The organism is Euryhalocaulis sp. (genome assembly GCF_013911995.1).
GTDB lineage: Bacteria > Pseudomonadota > Alphaproteobacteria > Caulobacterales > Maricaulaceae > Euryhalocaulis > Euryhalocaulis caribicus.
Map to the genome: position 1 here is coordinate 26453 of NZ_JACESD010000023.1, position 18184 is coordinate 44636.

Consider the following 18184-nt stretch of genomic DNA (forward strand, 5'->3'; position numbering starts at 1 on the left):
ATGAGCCTCAACAAGCAAGGACGCCCGTCCCGCCCCGCCGTCGCGCAGGCCGAGAATGAAGGCCAGTTCGAGACCTTTTCCGGCTCCAAGGCGCTGCAGCAGACAGAGCTTCTGCTGTTCGACCGCGGCGACAATGAACGCACCGGCGTGGACCTGCCTGACACGCCGGAGATGGACGACGATCTGGGCGATCTCGCCCGCAAGGACGCCATCGGCCTGCCCGGCCTGACCGAACCCGAGGCGATGCGCCATTACGTGCGTCTCAGCCAGAAGAATTACGCCATTGATCTGGGCGTCTATCCGCTCGGCTCCTGCACGATGAAGCACAATCCGCGCCTGAACGAGAAGATGGCGCGCCTGCCGGGCTTTGGCGATCTGCACCCGCTGCAGCCGGAATCCACCGTTCAGGGCGCGCTGGCCCTGATGGACCAGCTCAGCCACTGGCTCACCACGCTTACCGGCATGCCCGCCGTTGCGCTCAGCCCCAAGGCCGGCGCCCATGGCGAGCTTTGCGGCATGCTGGCGATCCGCGCCAAGCTGGACGCCGACGGCCAGACCCAGCGCCGCCGCGTGCTGGTCCCGGACTCCGCCCACGGCACCAACCCGGCCACCGCCGTGCAGTGCGGCTTCACCGTCGACGAGATCCCCAGCGACTCCTCGGGGCGCGTCGATCTGGAGGCGCTGAAGGGCAAGCTGGGCGACGACGTCGCCGGCATCATGCTGACCAACCCCAATACGTGCGGCCTGTTCGAACGCGATATCCGCACCATCGCCGACCTGATTCACGAGGCGGGGGGCTATTTCTACTGCGACGGCGCCAATTTCAACGCCATTGTCGGCCGGGTCCGTCCGGGCGATCTCGGCGTCGACGCCATGCACATTAATCTGCACAAGACCTTCTCCACCCCGCATGGCGGCGGCGGCCCCGGCGCCGGCCCGACCGTGTTCTCCGACGCGCTGGCGCCTTACGCGCCTGTGCCTTACGTCGTGAAGGACGGCGAGAAATGGAAACTGGTCGAACGCAACGAAGACGCCGAAGGCCAGCCCTTCGGCCGCATGTCCGCCTTCCACGGCCAGATGGGCATGTTCGTCCGCGCGCTGTCCTACATGATGAGCCACGGCGCCGACGGCCTGAAACAGGCCAGCGAGGACGCGGTCCTTAACGCCAACTACCTGCTGGCCCTGCTGGACGGTCCGATGACCCGCGCCTTCGACGGCTATTGCATGCACGAGGCGTTGTTCAACGATAATTTCCTGAAAGACACCGGCGTGGAAACGCTCGACTTCGCCAAGGCGATGATTGATGAGGGCTACCACCCCATGACCATGTATTTCCCGCTGGTCGTGCACGGCGCCCTGCTGATCGAGCCGACGGAGTCGGAGTCGAAAACCTCGCTGGACCGCTTCGCCGACACGCTTCTGGCCCTGGCCGAAGCCGCCAAGGCGGGCGAGACCGAACGCTTCAAACAGGCCCCGGTCCACGCCCCGCTGCGCCGCCTTGACGAAACGCAAGCCGCAAGGCAGCCCGTCCTCCGCTGGAAACCTGCGGAAGCCGAAGCGCAAGCCGCCCAATAAGAAAAAGCCCCTCCCGCCAAACGGGAGGGGCTTTTTTCTTTTCCCTGTCATTCTCCGGCTCGAGCGGAGGACCCGGTTGCACCGTGGAAACTCCGCCGAATTTCCCGGGAAAGTCCCGCCTTCTGGACCCCGCCTTCGAGACGCCCTCCCGGGCTCCTCAGGCTAAGGGCTGAGGGTTGGAAACCTCTGTTTCTCCACCCTTTCCTATCACCCTTCCCCTGAGGAGCCGCGCCAAAGGCGCGGCGTCTCGAAGGGCTCTGAAAACAGGGACGAACCCCAAAATATCAGACCGGGTCCCGGGACGGCGTAAGCTCGTCCCCGTTCGCCGTCATGCGAGGGGCTTCGGATCCGGTCGCCCGAGGGACGGAGTTGAACGCGGTTCCCGGGATACGGCAGGGTCTGACCAGACCGTGCGCGTCCCGGCGCACCGCCAGGCGCCAGTCTGAGGCTGAAATGCCCTGGCTATTAAGACTCTGGCGGCAGCGGATGGAGAGGCCGGTCGAGGCGACTCCCGCCCTCCGCAAAAGAACCGCGCGGCGCGTCTCAAGGACGCGAAACATACAAACACACGGTAACCGGCGTCCCGAAAGACGCGCCGCGCCACCCTCGTGTTTTCTCGGATAACTCTGCGGCGGATATGCCGTGGAGGCGGTGGCGCTTCCCCCAACGAGTCCCCGGAAATCGCAAAGCGATTATCCGGGGTCCAGAGTCGGCGGCCCCGCTGCAAACTGGATCCCGGACAATGGCTGCGCCATTTCCGGGAGCTGAAAGAGAGAAGGCAATAAAAGAACGTCATCCTCCGACGGACCCCGGCCTTGAGCCGGGGGGAGATCGGATGACCCAGTTGAAATCTCCCCGCCCCACGACCCCTGGGTCCTCCGGTCAAGCCGGAGGATGACGAGAGAGAGGTGGAGAGTGAAAGAGAAAACCCTCTCCCCCTTCAGGGGGCGAGAGAAGACAGGAACTACCCCGCCTCCGGCTTTAGGATGTCCCGCAATGTCGCCGCCAGCGCCTCGGCGTCGGCGTCCCAGACGGAGCCGCCGCGCCAGACCACGCCCACCTGCCGCCCCATCAGGGGGGCGTCGAAGCCGCGGCAGGCGACGCGGTCATGGGCGATGGCGCCGGCATCCATCATCAGGCGGGGGGCCAGCGTCACGCCGTATCCCGCGGCGACCATCTCCAAGAGGGTCTGCAGGCTGGTCGCCCCGAACTCCCGCGACTTGGCCGCGTCCGGGGTCTTGCAGGCGGCCAGCGCGTGCTCCCGCAGGCAGTGCCCGTCCTCCAGCAACAGCAGCTCCCCAGTGGGCACGTCGGAGGGTTTCAGCGTCTTGCGGTCCAGCAGCTTGTGGCCGCACGGCGCGACCAGCAGGAATTCGTCATCGAAGGCGGCCAGCGTCTTCAGGCCCGGCGTCTCGAAGGGCAGCGCGATGATCGCCAGGTCCAGCCGCCGGTCGGCGAGGCCGTCCAGAAGGCGCGTGGTGATGTCTTCCTTCAGGCGCAGCTCCAGCTCCGGAAAGCGCGTCTTCAGTTCCGGCAGGGCGCGCGGCAGCAGGTATGGCGCAATGGACGGGATGACGCCCAGACGCAGCGGCCCGGTCATCGGCTCCCCGCTCTCCCGCGCCGACAGGACCAGGTCCTCGGCGTCGGCCAGGATGCGGCGCGCGCGGTCCAGGGCGGACTCCCCCGCCGGGGTCAGCGTGGCGCCCCGGGGGCCGCGCTCGAACAACACCGCGCCGGTCAGGTTCTCCAACTCCTTGATCGCGGCCGAAAGCGCGGGCTGGGTGACGCCGGAACGCTCCGCCGCCTCGCGGAACGAGCCGGTCTCGGCCAGCGCAACGAAAAAACTCAACTGCCGCAGGGTGGGCGGATGGATGACAGACATAAGCTCAGATTATCAAAATTCTGACCTCTATCAATCCAATCGCTCACCCGATGCTGCGCCGCCGCATAAGGCCAGCTTACCCGGCGGATCAATATTATAAATTATCTGGATGCCCGGCCGCGTGGTAATTTGAGAGCGTTCAAAAAAATAAAACTGGATCAGGGAGCTTTAAACATGGACGCGAAGGTCGACGATAAAATCGCCCGCTGCCCGGTAATGCACACCAATTCGGGCGGTGGACCTTCCAATCGCCACTGGTGGCCGGACCAGCTGGATCTCAGCATCCTGCATCAGAATTCGCCGCTCGGCGATCCGATGGACGAATCCTTCAACTATGCGGAAGCCTTCAAGTCGCTGGACCTGCAAGCGGTCAAGCAGGACATCTTCAACGTGCTGACCGACTCCCAGGAATGGTGGCCGGCCGATTACGGCCATTATGGCCCCTTCATGATCCGCATGGCCTGGCACAGCGCCGGCACCTATCGCATCGGCGACGGCCGCGGCGGCTCGTCCTCCGGCTCGCAGCGTTTCGCCCCGCTCAATTCCTGGCCGGACAACGCCAATCTGGACAAGGCGCGCCGCCTGCTGTGGCCGGTTAAGAAGAAATACGGCAACAAGATTTCCTGGGCCGACCTGATGATCCTGACCGGCAATTGCGCGCTGGAGTCGATGGGCTTCAAGACGTTCGGCTTCGGCGGCGGCCGCGAGGACGTGTGGGAGCCCGAGCAGGAAATCTACTGGGGCACGGAAGAGGAATGGCTGGCCACGTCCGACAAGCCGGGCAGCCGCTATTCCGGCGAGCGCGTTCTGGAAAACCCGCTGGCCGCGGTGCAGATGGGCCTGATCTACGTCAATCCGGAAGGCCCGGACGGCGAACCGGACCCGCAGAAGGCCGCGCACGATATCCGCGAGACCTTCAAGCGCATGGCCATGAATGACGAGGAAACCGTCGCGCTGATCGCCGGCGGCCACGAATTTGGCAAATGCCACGGCGCGGGCGACGCCTCGCTGGTGGGCGCGGAGCCGGAAGGCGCCGACATCGCCGAACAGGGGCTGGGCTGGACCAGCAAGCATGAGAGCGGCAAGGGCGGCCACACCATAACCAGCGGCATTGAAGGCCCGTGGACCAACACGCCCACGCGCTGGAACAACGACTTTTTCCGCCTGCTGTTCGACTATGATTACGAGCTGACCAAGAGCCCGGCCGGCGCGTATCAATGGGCGCCCAAGGGCGAGAAGCCGGAAGACCACGCCCCGAACGCGCATGAGACGGACAAGACTGTCCCGACCATGATGCTCACCACCGATCTGGCGCTGAAGATCGACCCGGACTACGAGAAAATCTCGCGCCGCTTCTATGAGAACCCGGACCAGCTTGCCGACGCCTTTGCGCGCGCCTGGTACAAGCTGACCCATCGCGACATGGGCCCGGTCGTCCGCTATCTGGGCGAGGAAGTGCCGCAGGAGGAACTGCTCTGGCAGGATCCCGTCCCGGCCCGCGATTATGAACTGATCGACGCGCAGGACCTCAAGGCGCTGAAAGGCAAGATTCTGGACTCCGGTCTGTCGGTTTCAGAACTGGTCTCCACCGCCTGGGCCTCCGCCTCCACCTTCCGCGGATCGGACAAGCGCGGCGGCGCCAATGGCGCCCGCGTTCGCCTCGCCCCGCAGAAGGACTGGGAGGTGAACCGCCCCGATCAGCTCGCGAAAGTCCTCGACAAGCTCGAATCCGTCCGCGCGGACTTCAACGGTTCGCTCTCGGACGGCAAGAAGGTCTCCATGGCCGACATGATCGTCATTGGCGGCGCCGCGGCGGTCGAGAAAGCCGCAAGGGATGGCGGCCATGATGTCGAGGTTCCGGTCACGCTGGGCCGCACCGACTCCTCGCAGGAGCAGACCGACATCGAGGCGTTCGAGCCGCTGGAGCCCAAGGCGGACGGTTTCCGCAACTATGTCCATGGCGACATCACGGTCCCGGCCGAGCAGATTCTTCTCGACCGGGCGCAGCTCCTCACCCTCACCGCGCCGGAGATGACGGTACTGGTCGGCGGAATGCGCGTTCTGGGAACCAATGCGGACGGCGAGAAGCACGGCGTCTTCACGGACCGCCCCGGAACCCTGACCAATGACTTCTTCGTCAATCTGATCGACATGGGCACGGCGTGGAAAGCCGACGCGGACAACGAGCATCTGTTCATAGGCACGGACCGCGCGAGCGAGCAGAAGAAATGGACCGCCAGCCGCGCCGATCTGGTGTTCGGCTCCAACTCCCAGCTCCGCGCGCTTTCGGAGGTCTATGCCCAGGACGACTCTAAAGAGAAGTTCGTGACGGACTTCGTGAAAGCCTGGAACAAGGTGATGAACGCCGACCGTTTCGACATCAACTGAGCCTCTTCCCCGACGCTCAGAGAGGCCCGTTAAAGCGGGCCTCTTTTTTTGCCGAAATCCATAAGAAAAATTTATCGCAGTCACTATGGAGATCGATTTGGAATTTTGTGCGTTGCACCCATATAGGTGGTGCGTCGCGGCGCAGAGCGTTGCGGCCACGAGTTTTCATCTATGACCGAGAGGAACGATTTATGTTGGGTGTTGGAGAGAAGCTCCCCGAATTTGAAGTTGTCGGCGTGAAGCCGAAATTCATGAAGCACGAGGAAAACGGCGAGTCGGCGTTCGAGCCGATCACCGAAAAGAGCTTCGAAGGCAAATGGAAGATCATCTTCTTCTATCCGAAGGATTTCACCTTCGTGTGCCCGACCGAGATCGCCGAATTTGGCCGTCTGGCCGGTGAATTCGAAGACCGCGACGCGGTCGTCATGGGCGGCTCGGCCGACAACGAATTCGTCAAGCTGGCCTGGCGCCGCGACCATTCGGATCTGAACGAGCATCCGGCCTGGTCCTTCGCCGATACGACGGGTTCGCTGATCGATGCGCTGGGCATCCGTTCCGAAGAAGGCGTTCCGCTGCGCGCGACCTATGTCGTCGACCCGCACAACGTCGTTCAGCACGTCTATGTGAACAACCTGAACGTCGGCCGGAACCCGCAGGACACGCTGCGTGTTCTGGACGCCCTGCAGACGGACGAGCTGTGCCCCTGCAACCGTGAAGTCGGCGGCGACACGCTGGCGGCTTAAGCCTTCACAGGCTGACCTGAATTGGAGGCGGGTCCTTACAGTCCCGCGGCATCCCTCCCCCGCCGATTTCCCCCCACGGAACGGGACGGGGCCCGCCTTCAAGCTTTTCATTTCAAAAAATAAATTTCCCCAAGGAGACCGCGATGTCCCTCGAAGACTTGCGTGGCGAACTGCCCGCCTATGCGAAAGACCTGAAACTGAACCTGGGATCTCTCGCCAATGAGACGGTCCTCGACGACCAGAAGAAATGGGGCGCGTATCTCGCCTCCGCTCACGGCGCCGCCAACCCGGCGGTCGTCAAGGCGATCGAGTCGGAAGTGGCCGACAAGCTGTCCGAGGAAGCGGCCGAAGCCGCCCGGGCCGCAGCGGCGATCATGGGCATGAACAATGTCTATTACCGCTTCACGCACCTGGCCTCGAACAAGGATTACCGGAACCTGCCGGCCAAGCTGCGGATGAACATCATCGGCAAGCCGGGCGTCGAAAAGGCCGATTTCGAACTGTGGTCGCTGGCCGTCAGCGCCATCAATGGCTGCGGCATGTGCGTCGACTCGCACGAGGCGGAGCTGAAAAAGGCCGGCGTCACGACCGAGCAGATCCAGGCCGCGGTCCGCATCGCCTCCGTGGTCAACGCCGTCTCCAAGGTCATGCAGGCCGAAGAAGGCCGCTAGAGCCCTCTCACAGCACCTGCACGGACGCCGGCTGCGGCGGCGTCATTAAACCCGGCGCGCTCTTCCCCCCGGAGAGCGCGCCATTTTTTTGCGCGCGCCGCGCCAATTGACGCCGCGCCGCTTGCGGGTAAGTCTCCGTCCCGAAAAGACAAATCATATCCGGGGGAGCGCGGGGACATGAGCGACCAGCAAGACGGCGGCGAAGCGGCTGACAAGAAAGGCGGATTTCTCCGCGGCTATTTCCAGATGACGCTGTGGAAGCGCGTCCTGATCGGCCTGGTGCTGGGCGTTGCGGCGGGCCTGATCCTGCGCGCCGCCTTCGGGCCGGATGCGGCCTCGGCCTTCGCCACCACCTGGATCAAGCCGTTCGGCGATCTGTTCATCCAGCTGATCCGGATGCTGATTGTGCCGCTGATCTTCACCACGCTGGCCGCCGGCGTCATGGCCATAGGCCATCCGTCCAAGCTCGGCTCCATCGGCGCGAAGGCTATCGGACTCTACATGATCACCACGCTGTTCGCGGTGACCATCGGCATTTTCATGGGCGCGATCTTCCGCCCCGGCGCGGGCGTCGATTTCACCGGCGTCACGCCCAATGAAATCGCGACCGACGCGCCGACCATGGTCGAACGCCTGATCGCCATTGTCCCGGCCAACCCGTTCAACGCGCTGGCCAGCGGCGACATATTGGCCGTGATCTTCTTCGCCATCCTGGTGGGCGTCGCCATCCTGATGTTGCGCGACAAGGGCAAGGCCGTGGGCGACGTCATCCAGGGCGGCGCCGACATCATGATGGCGATCACCGGCTGGGTGATGGAACTGGCGCCGATTGGCGTGTTCGCCCTGATCACCTGGGTCACCGCCGACAAGGGGCTGGCGACCTTCACCTCCGTCGCGCTGCTGGCGGCGGCGGTCTATCTGGGCTGCATCCTGCACATCGTGCTGGTCTATGGCGGGCTGGTGCGCTTCGTGCTGGGCCTGCCGGCGGTGCGCTTTTTCCGCGGCATCTTCGACGCGCAGGCCGTGGCCTATTCCACGTCCTCCTCCTCCGCCACGCTGCCGGTCACCATTTCCAACGCCCGCAAGAATCTGGGCATCGATCCGGCGGTCGCCGGCTCCGTCCTGCCGCTGGGCGCGACGGTGAACATGGACGGCACCTCGCTCTATCTGGGCGTGCTGGCGCTGTTCGCGGCGCAGGCTTTCGGCATCGACCTGTCCATGGCGGATTATTTCATCATCGCCCTGACCGCGACGCTGACCTCCATCGGCACGGCGGGCATCCCGTCCGCCTCGCTTTTCCTGCTGGCCACCGTGCTTGGCGCCATCGGGGCGACGCCGGAACAGACCGCCCTGATGGTCGGCTTCCTGCTGCCCTTTGACCGGCCGCTGGACATGATGCGTACGCTCACCAACGTCACCGGCGACGCCGCCGTGGCGACAGCGGTCGCCAAGAGCGAAGACGAAATGGACGAGGAAATCTTCCGGAAGGTGACGGTCGTCTAGACCGCCGCCGACCGGCTAGATCTGGATGCCGCAGCGGCGGGCGACGATTTCCGGCGCCATCATCGGCGGGCCGATATTCAGGGCCTCCGCCTCATGCACCAGAGCGGCGATGGCCGCGTTGATCGGGGCGCGGCGGCCCGCGGCCTCCGCCATGCGGGCAATCTCGCCCTGAAGGTCCTCGATCTCGGTCTCCCGTCCGCGGCGCAGATCGTCCTGCATGGAGGACGTGGCTTTCGGGTCGATCCGGTTCATGCGGCGTATCAGCGGAATGAAAATCCAGTTCGGCTGGCTGAGCAGGACCGGCATGAGAAGCGGATTGAGCGGGCCGACCTTTCCGAAGGGGCGCTTGGATGCGCGGGCGACCTCTATCGCCTCCGCCATGCACGCCGCCGACAGGGCGCGCCAGCGCCAGTCGGCCATCTGCACGGCCAGAGGCAGGCCGGACAGGGCATTGATGGCGTTGTTCAGATTGATCAGCAGCTTGGAGAACTGGATCTTGTCCATTTCGGACCGCGTCTGGACGGGAAGCCCCGGCGCGGTCAGGCGCGCGGCCAGCGCATCGCCCGGCGCGGCCTGCATGATCAGCGGGCCCTGCGTGGTGCGGATGGCGGTCACCGGCGCATCCGCGTCCAGCACCACATTATAGGGCACCATGCCCGCGCGGACATCGAGACCGGGCAGCGCCTCACGGAGCCGCGCGGCGTTGCGCACGCCATTCTGGAAACTGACCACGGCGCGGGCATTGGGCGCGCGATGGGCGATTTGCGCGGCCATGTCGGCGGTGTCCTTGCTCTTCACCGTCACCAGGATCAGGTCCGCCCCCGCGAAGGCGGCGTCCAGATCAGACGTCGCCTCGAAGTCGTCCGGGGAGACATGTTGTTCAAAACCGTCCGCATCGCTGACCATCAGCCCGTCTTTCCAGAGCGCCTGAACAATGCGGGAGCGCGCCAGAAAACTGACCTCATGTCCCGCGGCCGCCAGGCGCCCGCCGATATAAAGCCCGATGGCGCCGGCCCCTGCGATGGCGATTTTGGAATTCTTCTGCGTCATGAATCAGAGACTTCCGCAATCTGGCCGGAAGCGCAACGCGAACTAGATCCTGTCCCGCCCCAGTCCGGCCAGAGGGAGACCCCGTCCATGTCCGCCGCCTTACGCATCGCTTTCGCCATTCTTGCGCTCGGCCTTGCCGGGCTGATCCTCATCGCCTTGCCGGGCGGCGACGGCGGCGCGGCGATCAATTTCCTTACCGCCACGCCGTGGGGCCGCGTGACCACGGCCGACCTCTATATCGGCTTCATCCTGTCCGGCGCGCTGGTCATCGCGTTCGAGCGGAATGTGCCGGGCGTCGTGCTGGCCGTGGCGATATTATTGCTTGGGAACGTGGTTACGGCGTTATGGTTTGCCTGGCGCTGGCCAGAGCTGGCCGCAAGCTTCAAGCGGCGTCCAGCTTGACGGGAATTTTCAGGTAGGCGACGCCGTTATCCTCAGCCGGCGGAAAGGCCCCAGCGCGGATATTGGCCTGAATTGAGGGCAACAGAAGGAGCGGCGCGGCCAGGCCGCTGTCACGTTCTGTGCGCATCGCTACGAAGTCGTCCTCGCTGACGCACTCATGCACGTGGACATTGGAGCGTTTCTGCTCGCCCACTGTAGTCTCCCACACATAATCCTCCCGGCCTTCCGGCAGGTAATCATGGCACATGAAAAGCCGTGTTACGTCCGGCAGACTGAACAGCTTGCGGATTGAACGGTAGAGCTGGCGCGCGTCGCCGCCCGGGAAGTCAGCGCGAGCCGTGCCATAGTCCGGCATGAACAGAGTATCGCCGACAAAGACCGCATCGCCGATGCGATAAGCGATGTCGGCCGGCGTATGGCCCGGAACGTGGAGGACGGAGACCTCCAGATCGCCGATGCGGAACGCCTCGCCGTCGGCGAAGAGATGATCGAACTCCGCGCCGTCGCATGAGACGTCCTCTGCGTTGAAGACAGGCCGGAAAATCGCCTGCACTTCGGTTATGTGCTCGCCGATGCCGACCTTCGCGCCGGTTTCCGCTTTGATGAAAGGCGCGGCAGTCAGGTGATCGGCGTGGGCGTGGGTCTCTAGCACCCATTCTATGTCCAGGCCTGCTTCGCCCGCAGCATCCAGCACGCGCCGGGCCGGGGCCGATGACGCTTTGCCTGTGCGGTGGTCGAACGCAAGCACCGGATCGATCACCGCGGCCTTTTTCGTGGCCGGGTCGGAGACGAGATAGGTGATGGTGTTCGTGCCTTCGTCGAAAAAGGCGCGGATATCGGGTTTGGAAGCAATCATCGGACCCTCCTTCGTGTTCATTGTGTTGACTTATATATTAGTGACTTCTAATTTAGAAACACCTTAAGGAGTGACGCATGGACGCACCGGCCCTGTCCCCGGAAATGAAGGCCCTGCGCGAGAGCGCGGGCGAGGCGGCGCAATTGATGAAGCTGCTGGCCCATGAAGGCCGGCTTTTGGTGCTCTGCCACCTGATCGGGGAAGGCGAACTTTCGGCCGGGCAGCTGGGCGAGCGGGTGGGCCTGTCCCAGTCGGCACTGAGCCAGCATCTGGCGAAGCTGCGTGGCGACGGCCTGGTCGCGGTGCGGCGGGAAGCACAGACCATCTTCTACCGCATCGCCGACGAAAAGGCCGCGCGCGTCCTCGGCGTCCTCAAGGACATCTATTGTCCGTGACCCCTGATAGGACCGGGCTGCAAAGGAGCATCAGCATGAAAACGATTTCCCCGCAGGACGCGGCGAAACTGATCAAGGACGGCGCGATTCTGGTGGATGTGCGCGAGACTGATGAACGCGCCCGCGAATTCATCCCCGACGCTGCGCATCACCCGTTGAGCAAATTGGAGGCAGCCGGCCCGGCGCGCAGCGATGCCAAAGCCGTCATCTTCCATTGCCGGTCGGGCATGAGAACCCAGTCCAACGCCGCGGCGCTCGGCAACGCCAGCCAGTGCGAGGCCTATATCCTGGAAGGCGGGATCGAGGCCTGGAAAAAGGCCGGGCTGCCCGTGAAGACAGACGCGAAAGCGCCGATTGAGATCATGCGGCAGGTACAGATCACTGCTGGTGGACTGGTCCTGCTGGGCGCGGCGCTGGGCGTTGCGGTTCATCCGGGCTTTTACGCGCTGTCGGCCTTTGTCGGGGCCGGGCTTATGTTTGCGGGACTTTCGGGAACGTGCATGATGGCGCAAATTCTTTCCGTCATGCCGTGGAACCGGCGCGCAAATCTCGCCTGAGAACGACAAAGCGTGGAATTTTCTGATCTTCTCTCCCTAGGCTCCGGCGCGCTGGTCGGTCTGGTCCTTGGCCTGATCGGCGGGGGCGGGTCGATCCTGGCCGTGCCGCTGATGGTCTATGTCGTCGGCGTGGACGATCCGCACGTCGCCATAGGCACCAGCGCGGCGGCGGTGGGCGCGACCGCCTTCGCCAACATGATCCATCACTGGCGGCTGGGCACGGTGAAATGGGGGTGCGCGCTGGCATTCGCCGCGTCCGGCGTGGCGGGGGCCATGGGCGGGTCGACTCTGGGCAAGATGACGGACGGGGAGGCGCTGCTTTCCCTGTTCGGGGTCGCCATGATCGCCGTGGGGCTGGCCATGCTGCGCAAGCGCAAGGGCGGCGAGGATGCGGGCGTGTATCTGTGCCGCGATACGGCGGGACGGCTGCTGCCCCGGCTGATCGCCTCGGGCCTTCTGGTCGGGGCGCTGTCGGGTTTCTTCGGGATTGGCGGCGGATTCCTGGTGGTGCCGGGGCTGGTCGCCTCCACCGCCATGCCGATCCTCAACGCGGTCGGCTCGTCGCTGGTCTCGGTCACCGCGTTCGGCTCCACCACGGCGGCGAATTATGCGCTGGACGGGCTGGTGGACTGGCGCATCGCCGGGCTGTTCGTTCTGGGCGGCATGATTGGCGGCCTTGGCGGGGCCTTGCTGGCGCGGCGGCTGGGCCAGGGCAAGGAGACGCTGAAGCGGATTTTCTCCGCCGTGGTCATCGGCGTCGGCCTGTTCGTGGCCGGGCACGGGGCAAGCGCCTTCATCTAGGGCAGCCGCGCCGTCTGATTGACTCTTTCTCCACAGGCGCTTATTTGCGCCCGTAATCACGAAGGCTCCAAACCTTCGTCTTGACCGGCGCTGGACGCCGGCGAGGCCCCCCGCTCGGCGAAGGTTCGCTCAGCGGGGCGCTACCGGTTTGGGCCATCGTTGCGAAATGAAGCGGCGTAACGGGCAAGCATGTTTGATGCATTAAGCGATCGGCTCCAGGGCGTATTCGACTCCCTCACCGGCAAGGGCTCCCTGTCTGAAAAGGACGTGGACGCGGCCCTGCGCGAGGTGCGCGTCGCCCTGCTGGAGGCGGATGTCGCGCTGCCCGTGGTCAAGGACTTCGTGGCCCGCGTGCGGGAGAAAGCGGTTGGCGAAGATGTCATCCGCTCCGTCTCGCCCGGTCAGCAGGTCGTCAAGATTGTCCATGACGCGCTGACCGAAGTTCTGGCCGGCGATGACCCCGCGCCGGAGCTGAACCTGCGCGCCACGCCGCCGGTCGCCATCATGATGGCCGGCCTGCAGGGCTCGGGCAAAACCACGACGGCGGGCAAGATCGCCCTGCGCCTGAAGGAGAAGGACAAGAAGAAAGTCCTTCTCGCCTCGCTGGACACCCGCCGCCCCGCCGCCATGGAGCAGCTGCAGCAGCTGGCCGAACGCGCGGGCGTCGCCTTCCTGCCCATCGTGCAGGGCCAGTCCGCGACGGAAATCGCCAAGCGCGCCATGAACGCCGGCAAGCTGGGCGGCCATGACGTGGTGATCCTGGACACGGCGGGCCGCACCACGGTCGATGAAGACCTGATGGGCGAAGCGGCGGAGATCGCCCGCATCGCCAACCCGGCCGAGACGCTGCTGGTCGCTGACGCCCTGACCGGTCAGGACGCGGTGGAAACCGCCAAGCGCTTCAATGAAAGCCTGCCGCTGACCGGCCTGGTCCTGACCCGGATCGACGGCGACAGCCGCGGCGGCGCGGCGCTCTCCATGCGCTCCGTCACCGGCCTGCCGATCAAGTTCCTGGGCGCGGGCGAGAAGCTGGACGCGCTGCAGGCCTTCGACGCGCGCCGTCTCGCGGGCCGGATTCTGGGCCAGGGCGACGTGGTCGAGCTGGTCGAGAAAGCCTCCGAGCAGGTCGATCAGGAAGAGGCCGAAAAACTCGCCAAAAAGATGAAGAAAGGCCAGTTCGACATGGACGATCTGGCCAATCAGCTGCGCCAGCTTCAGAAGATGGGCGGACTTGGCGGCGTCATGGGTCTGCTGCCCGGCATGGGCAAAATGAAGAAACAGATGGCCGGGATGGAAATGGACGATTCCATCCTGAAGCGTCAGGAGGCGATCATCTCCTCCATGACGCGGGAAGAACGCGCCAAACCGATCATCATCAAGGCCTCCCGCAAGAAGCGCATCGCGGCGGGCTCCGGCGTCGCCGTGCCCGAGGTCAACAAGCTGATCAAGATGCACCGCCAGATGGCCGACATGATGAAGAAGGCCGGCAAGGGCGGCATGAAGGGCATGATGAACGCCATGGGCGGCATGGGCGGCGGAATGCCCGGCGGCATGGACCCGAACAAGCTGAAAGCCCTGGGCGCCGGCAAGGCCGCCAAGGGCGAGGGCCTGCCCGGACTGCCTGGCGAGGGCGGCCAGATGCCGGGCCTGGGCGGCATGCCGCTCGGCCCCGACGGCCTGCCCATCGGCATGCCGAAGGACGGCAAGAAATGATGGCGCTGATTCTCATCCCGATGCTCGCCGCGCTGGGCCTTCAGGCGGCGGACGCTGTGCCGGCGGAGGAGCCGGAGCTTGAGCGCACCGCGATGCAGTTTCCGCTCGTGGCTTTCGATAAGGATATCGTCGCGCGTTGCAGCGTGACGATGGACGTCCGGCCGAACGGGTCGCCGACCAATATGTGCGGCGACTGCAATGTCGCCTCTCCGCATGACTTCGTGAAAGCCGAACGCTTTGAGAAGACCTATGTCCGCGAAGTTCTGGGCGTGGTTCGCGAGTGGCGTTTTGCGCCAAGCGAGAACGGTTTCACCGGTTACAGCCGCAACTTCGATTTCAATCTTGAACACCTGAATCCGGATCTGTTGGCCTCTCTCGAGACGCCGGACGCGCCGGTTTGCGATTGAGGGACGAAGCTTGATCCGCGCCCTCCTCATACTCGCCGTTCTGGTCCCCACCGCCGCGCAAGCGAAGGAAGCGATGCCTGTGAAGCGTCAGGCCGTCAGCTATCCGCCGATGGCGGCGCAGTTCGGCGTGTCGGCGCGCTGCGCGATGACGTTTGACGTCAACGGCGAGGGCGCGACCGAGAACATTTGCGGCGTCTGCAATACCGATGCGCCGGCGCGCGGGGAGATCGCCCAGGCCATCGCCAATATTTTCGTCAATCAGTCCGTCTCAACGATCAAGAGCTGGGAATACACGAGAGGCGCGCCGACGAAGGGCGTCCGGACGACCCTGACCTATCAGTTGGCCGAGGAGGATGGATCGGTCAGCGCGAAACTCGAAAAACCCGCCCCGCCGGTCTGCAACGCGGGAGAAATCTCGTGATCGTGCGAAGCGCCGCAATTATCCCGTTTCTCCTGCTGGCGGGCTCCGCCATCGCCCACCCGGGCGATGACAACCACCCGCACGCGATTGATCCTGTTTCGCCGGTCTTCCCGGCGGCTGCCGAATTTTTCGGCGTGAACGCGCGGTGCTCCATGACTTTTGATGTCACCGAGGACGGCGGAACCGAGAATATCTGCGGCGTATGCGCCACGACCGCGCCGGCCGAAGGCCCGGCCGCGGACCAGATCGCCGAGCTGTTCGTCCAGTCCGGCGTCATGGCCGTCAACCAGTGGCGTTATGCGCCGGAAGACACCCCGTTCCCTCGGAATACCGCGCGATTCACCTTCCACATGAATGGTGACTCGAAAGAGACCCTTCCCGAATACCCGACCCCGGTTCCCTGTGAGAGCCGGCCCGTTAGCTAAACCAAGACTTACCCCTGAAAGGAAAACAAAAATGGCTCTGAAAATCAGGCTCGCCCGCGCGGGCGCCAAGAAACGCCCCTATTACAAGATCGTTGTCGCCGACAGCCGCATGCCGCGCGACGGCCGCTTCATCGAGCAGGTGGGCCGCTATGACCCGCTGCGCGCCAAGGACGACGAGACCCGCGTCACCATGGACCTGGAAAAGGTCGGCGAGTGGATGAAGAAGGGCGCGCAGCCGACCGACCGCGTCGCCCGCTTCCTGGGCGCCGCCGGCGTGATCGAGTGGAAGCACGGCGACAACCCGAACAAGGGCAAGCCGGGCGCCAAGGCGCAGGAACGCGCCCAGGAGCGCGCCGACAAGGAAGAGGCCCGCAAGGCCGCCGAGGAAGAAGCCAAGAACGCCCCGGCGGAAGAGGCTGAAGCCCCGTCTGAAGACGCCGAAGCGCCGAAAGACGTGGATGCCGACGCCGAAGCCGATACGGACGGCAAGACGGACGAGCCCGTCGAGGAAACCTCTGAAACCGGTGAAGCCCCCGTCGAGGGCGCGGCCGGCGAAGAAGAAAAGCAGGCCGGCTAGTCACGGCCCCATGCCCGCCCTCTGCAAGGGGGCGGGCGGCTTTTCCCCGTGTCCGCGCCCGACGATACGCGCATGGTCTGCGTCGCCGCGATCCGCGGCGCTTTCGGCGTGCGCGGGGAAATCCGCATCGAGTCCTTCACCGGGGACTCCGAGGACTGTTTCGCCTACGGCCCGCTTCTGGATGAGGCGGGCCGTACGATTCTGACGGTCACCAGCCACCGGCCGATGAAGAAGGGCTGGGCGGCGAAGGCCGAGGAAGTCGCCACGCGCGAAGAGGCCGAGGCGATGAAGGGGACGCTCCTCCACGTCCCGCGGGACGCGATGCCCGAGACGGAGGAGGACGAGTTCTATCTCAGCGAACTTGAGGGCCTGACCGTGCGCCATGCCGACGGGCGCGAGATGGGCGTGATCAAGCGCGTCGCCGATTTCGGCGGCGGCGACCTGCTGGAGATCAAGGGGACGGGGCCGAGCTGGTTCCTGCCCTTCACGAAGGAATACGCCCCCACCGTCGATCTGGACGAAGGCGTTGTCTATATTGATCCGCCTGATGGGATGGTTCCGGAAGAATAACTGGCTGAAACTCGGCGCGCTGCTGGCGGCGGCGGGCCTTGTTTACGGGTTCGCGCTTTCCGGCGAATTCAACGAACGCAAGCGCACAGAATGCGCGGTGATCGAGGCTTTCCTGCTGGACGCCGTCGCCGCAAAGCGGGCTGGCATACCGCCAGCCGAACAGCTGGACGCCTATATCTTCGTCGATGCAACGCTCTCGCCGGATTCCTTTTCGAGGAAGGTCGAAGGACGGAGCTATCGGCAGCGCGGCTATATGTACCGAACCAGCCGGAGTTTTTCGGGGCCTGAAGCGGTCATCGACTTCAGCGCCCTTCAGAGCGGTTTCGGGGCTTCCAGCCCCCTCGCCTGCGATCATCTTGCCGGTATATCACCCTATGTCCGCGAGTTGCGGCGGAGGAAGGGCGAGCTGACGCTGGATTATTTCAAGCGGGAGCTGGGCGAACACGCCGTGTCGGAAGACGACCTCATAAACCGGCCGCGAACCTACGGCTTTTCGCGGGTTGGGCTCGATCGGAAGCGCGAATTCGCGATGGTCTACGCCGAATCCAGTTGCGGCATCATGTGCGCCTATGGCGGCGTCTATTACATGCGGAAGAATGGCGAGGGCAGCTGGGAGCGTTACGGCTATAACGTGCTCTGGAACAGCTGACGCCTAGCGGCACTGCTCCGCCGGTTCGGCGAAGCGGTAGTTGAGGGCCATCAGGTAGGCCTCATTGCCGGCGATCGGGTGAATGAACGTCCCTTCGGGTTCGCGGCTGGCCGGGCCGGCGCCCAGCTGGCTCTCGGCATAATCGAACATCGCGTCCTTCAGGTGCAGGTTCAGCGTGTTCCAGACGATCAGGCACTGCCCCTCGCCCGCCGGCCGGGCGTAGGCGCGGCGCGGGAACTGGCTGGAGATCAGGCGCGCTTCCGGCATGGCGGCGCGCAGGTTTCCGGCCAGGTGATAATCATTGGTCAGGATCGTGCCGCCGGCGAACCCGGCTTCCCTCAAATCCTGCGCCCAGGCGGCGACGGGCTGTTCGGTGCGGCATTCCGGCTGGCAGGCCATCGGCTGGCCGATATCCAGCGCAACGCGATAGATCATGATCCCGGCCACCGAGACCGCGGCGAGCACGGCCAGCGCCGCGTCCCGGTTGGCCGAGGCCGCGCCGCCCAGCCGCGCGGACAGCATCAGGACCAGCGGCAACGGCGCGATCACCGAATAGAACCAGCGCGGCTTGAAATCCCCCGCCCCAAGCAGGAACACCC

General features: G+C 64.8%; 19 protein-coding genes and 1 pseudogene. 16 read left to right on the forward strand and 4 right to left on the reverse strand.

Annotation, left to right across the window (positions count from 1 at the left end):
* A complete protein-coding gene (gene gcvPB / locus H2040_RS07905) occupies positions 1 to 1575 on the forward strand; it encodes an aminomethyl-transferring glycine dehydrogenase subunit GcvPB (protein WP_287156601.1) in 1575 nt (524 codons plus the stop codon).
* 964 nt (positions 1576 to 2539) lie between these two features.
* On the opposite strand, the gene H2040_RS07910 is transcribed toward gcvPB, so the two are convergent.
* Positions 2540 to 3457 carry a hydrogen peroxide-inducible genes activator gene (locus H2040_RS07910; protein ID WP_287156602.1) on the reverse strand — a complete coding sequence of 306 codons (918 nt, stop codon included), beginning with the start codon at positions 3455 to 3457 and terminating at the stop codon, positions 2540 to 2542.
* Positions 3458 to 3631: 174 nt separating this feature from the next.
* Here H2040_RS07910 and katG point away from each other — a divergent pair, with 174 nt between their 5' ends.
* The 4 genes from katG to H2040_RS07930 all read left to right on the forward strand — a co-directional run bounded on the left by katG (position 3632) and on the right by H2040_RS07930 (position 8762).
* Entirely contained in the window at positions 3632 to 5845 is a 2214-nt protein-coding gene (gene katG / locus H2040_RS07915; protein ID WP_287156604.1) for a catalase/peroxidase HPI, read from the forward strand.
* A gap of 191 nt (positions 5846 to 6036) precedes the next feature.
* Positions 6037 to 6588 carry a peroxiredoxin gene (locus H2040_RS07920; RefSeq protein WP_022698640.1) on the forward strand — a complete coding sequence of 184 codons (552 nt, stop codon included), beginning with the start codon at positions 6037 to 6039 and terminating at the stop codon, positions 6586 to 6588.
* Positions 6589 to 6731: 143 nt separating this feature from the next.
* Positions 6732 to 7259, forward strand: coding sequence for an alkylhydroperoxidase, AhpD family (gene ahpD, locus H2040_RS07925; protein ID WP_287156608.1), 528 nt, complete (start codon positions 6732 to 6734; stop codon positions 7257 to 7259).
* Positions 7260 to 7436: 177 nt separating this feature from the next.
* Positions 7437 to 8762, forward strand: coding sequence for a dicarboxylate/amino acid:cation symporter (locus H2040_RS07930; protein WP_287156611.1), 1326 nt, complete (start codon positions 7437 to 7439; stop codon positions 8760 to 8762).
* A gap of 15 nt (positions 8763 to 8777) precedes the next feature.
* Here H2040_RS07930 and H2040_RS07935 read toward each other — a convergent pair whose 3' ends face one another.
* Positions 8778 to 9812, reverse strand: a complete 1035-nt coding sequence (locus H2040_RS07935; RefSeq protein ID WP_287156612.1) for a 2-dehydropantoate 2-reductase — start codon at positions 9810 to 9812, stop codon at positions 8778 to 8780.
* An 87-nt stretch (positions 9813 to 9899) separates the two neighbouring features.
* On the opposite strand from H2040_RS07935, the gene H2040_RS07940 reads away from it, so the two are divergent.
* Entirely contained in the window at positions 9900 to 10214 is a 315-nt protein-coding gene (locus H2040_RS07940; protein ID WP_287156613.1) for a hypothetical protein, read from the forward strand.
* On the opposite strand, the gene H2040_RS07945 is transcribed toward H2040_RS07940, so the two are convergent.
* Positions 10195 to 11070: an MBL fold metallo-hydrolase gene (locus H2040_RS07945; RefSeq protein WP_287156615.1), complete on the reverse strand. Its 876-nt coding sequence runs from the start codon at positions 11068 to 11070 to the stop codon at positions 10195 to 10197. The two genes, H2040_RS07940 and H2040_RS07945, sit on opposite strands and share 20 nt — an antisense overlap.
* Positions 11071 to 11147: 77 nt before the next feature.
* Here H2040_RS07945 and H2040_RS07950 point away from each other — a divergent pair, with 77 nt between their 5' ends.
* The 10 genes from H2040_RS07950 (at position 11148) to H2040_RS07995 (ending at position 17585) form a co-directional block, all read left to right on the forward strand.
* Positions 11148 to 11465, forward strand: coding sequence for an ArsR/SmtB family transcription factor (locus tag H2040_RS07950; protein ID WP_287156617.1), 318 nt, complete (start codon positions 11148 to 11150; stop codon positions 11463 to 11465).
* 29 nt (positions 11466 to 11494) lie between these two features.
* The gene (locus H2040_RS07955; RefSeq protein WP_353844822.1) at positions 11495 to 12022 is read left to right on the forward strand and encodes a rhodanese family protein; all 528 of its coding nucleotides are present in this window, start codon (positions 11495 to 11497) and stop codon (positions 12020 to 12022) included.
* A 12-nt stretch (positions 12023 to 12034) separates the two neighbouring features.
* The gene (locus tag H2040_RS07960) at positions 12035 to 12823 is read left to right on the forward strand and encodes a sulfite exporter TauE/SafE family protein (protein WP_287156619.1); all 789 of its coding nucleotides are present in this window, start codon (positions 12035 to 12037) and stop codon (positions 12821 to 12823) included.
* A 189-nt stretch (positions 12824 to 13012) separates the two neighbouring features.
* Positions 13013 to 14536, forward strand: a complete 1524-nt coding sequence (gene ffh / locus H2040_RS07965) for a signal recognition particle protein (RefSeq protein ID WP_287156621.1) — start codon at positions 13013 to 13015, stop codon at positions 14534 to 14536.
* On the forward strand, positions 14533 to 14943 hold the full coding sequence (locus tag H2040_RS07970) for an energy transducer TonB (RefSeq protein WP_287156622.1): 411 nt from the start codon (positions 14533 to 14535) through the stop codon (positions 14941 to 14943). The genes ffh and H2040_RS07970 overlap by 4 nt, the downstream gene beginning before the upstream one ends.
* 10 nt (positions 14944 to 14953) lie before the next feature.
* Positions 14954 to 15364, forward strand: a complete 411-nt coding sequence (locus tag H2040_RS07975; protein WP_287156623.1) for a hypothetical protein — start codon at positions 14954 to 14956, stop codon at positions 15362 to 15364.
* Positions 15361 to 15789 carry a hypothetical protein gene (locus H2040_RS07980; protein ID WP_287156624.1) on the forward strand — a complete coding sequence of 143 codons (429 nt, stop codon included), beginning with the start codon at positions 15361 to 15363 and terminating at the stop codon, positions 15787 to 15789. Before H2040_RS07975 ends, H2040_RS07980 begins: the two co-directional genes overlap by 4 nt.
* Positions 15790 to 15820: 31 nt before the next feature.
* Positions 15821 to 16366, forward strand: coding sequence for a 30S ribosomal protein S16 (gene rpsP / locus H2040_RS07985; RefSeq protein ID WP_287156625.1), 546 nt, complete (start codon positions 15821 to 15823; stop codon positions 16364 to 16366).
* A gap of 48 nt (positions 16367 to 16414) precedes the next feature.
* The gene (gene rimM / locus H2040_RS07990; protein ID WP_287156626.1) at positions 16415 to 16936 is read left to right on the forward strand and encodes a ribosome maturation factor RimM; all 522 of its coding nucleotides are present in this window, start codon (positions 16415 to 16417) and stop codon (positions 16934 to 16936) included.
* The gene (locus H2040_RS07995) at positions 16902 to 17585 is read left to right on the forward strand and encodes a hypothetical protein (RefSeq protein ID WP_287156628.1); all 684 of its coding nucleotides are present in this window, start codon (positions 16902 to 16904) and stop codon (positions 17583 to 17585) included. The genes rimM and H2040_RS07995 overlap by 35 nt, the downstream gene beginning before the upstream one ends.
* A gap of 3 nt (positions 17586 to 17588) precedes the next feature.
* Here the strand turns inward: H2040_RS07995 and H2040_RS08000 are convergent.
* Positions 17589 to 18184 (reverse strand): annotated as a pseudogene (locus tag H2040_RS08000) (hypothetical protein); the annotation flags it as partial.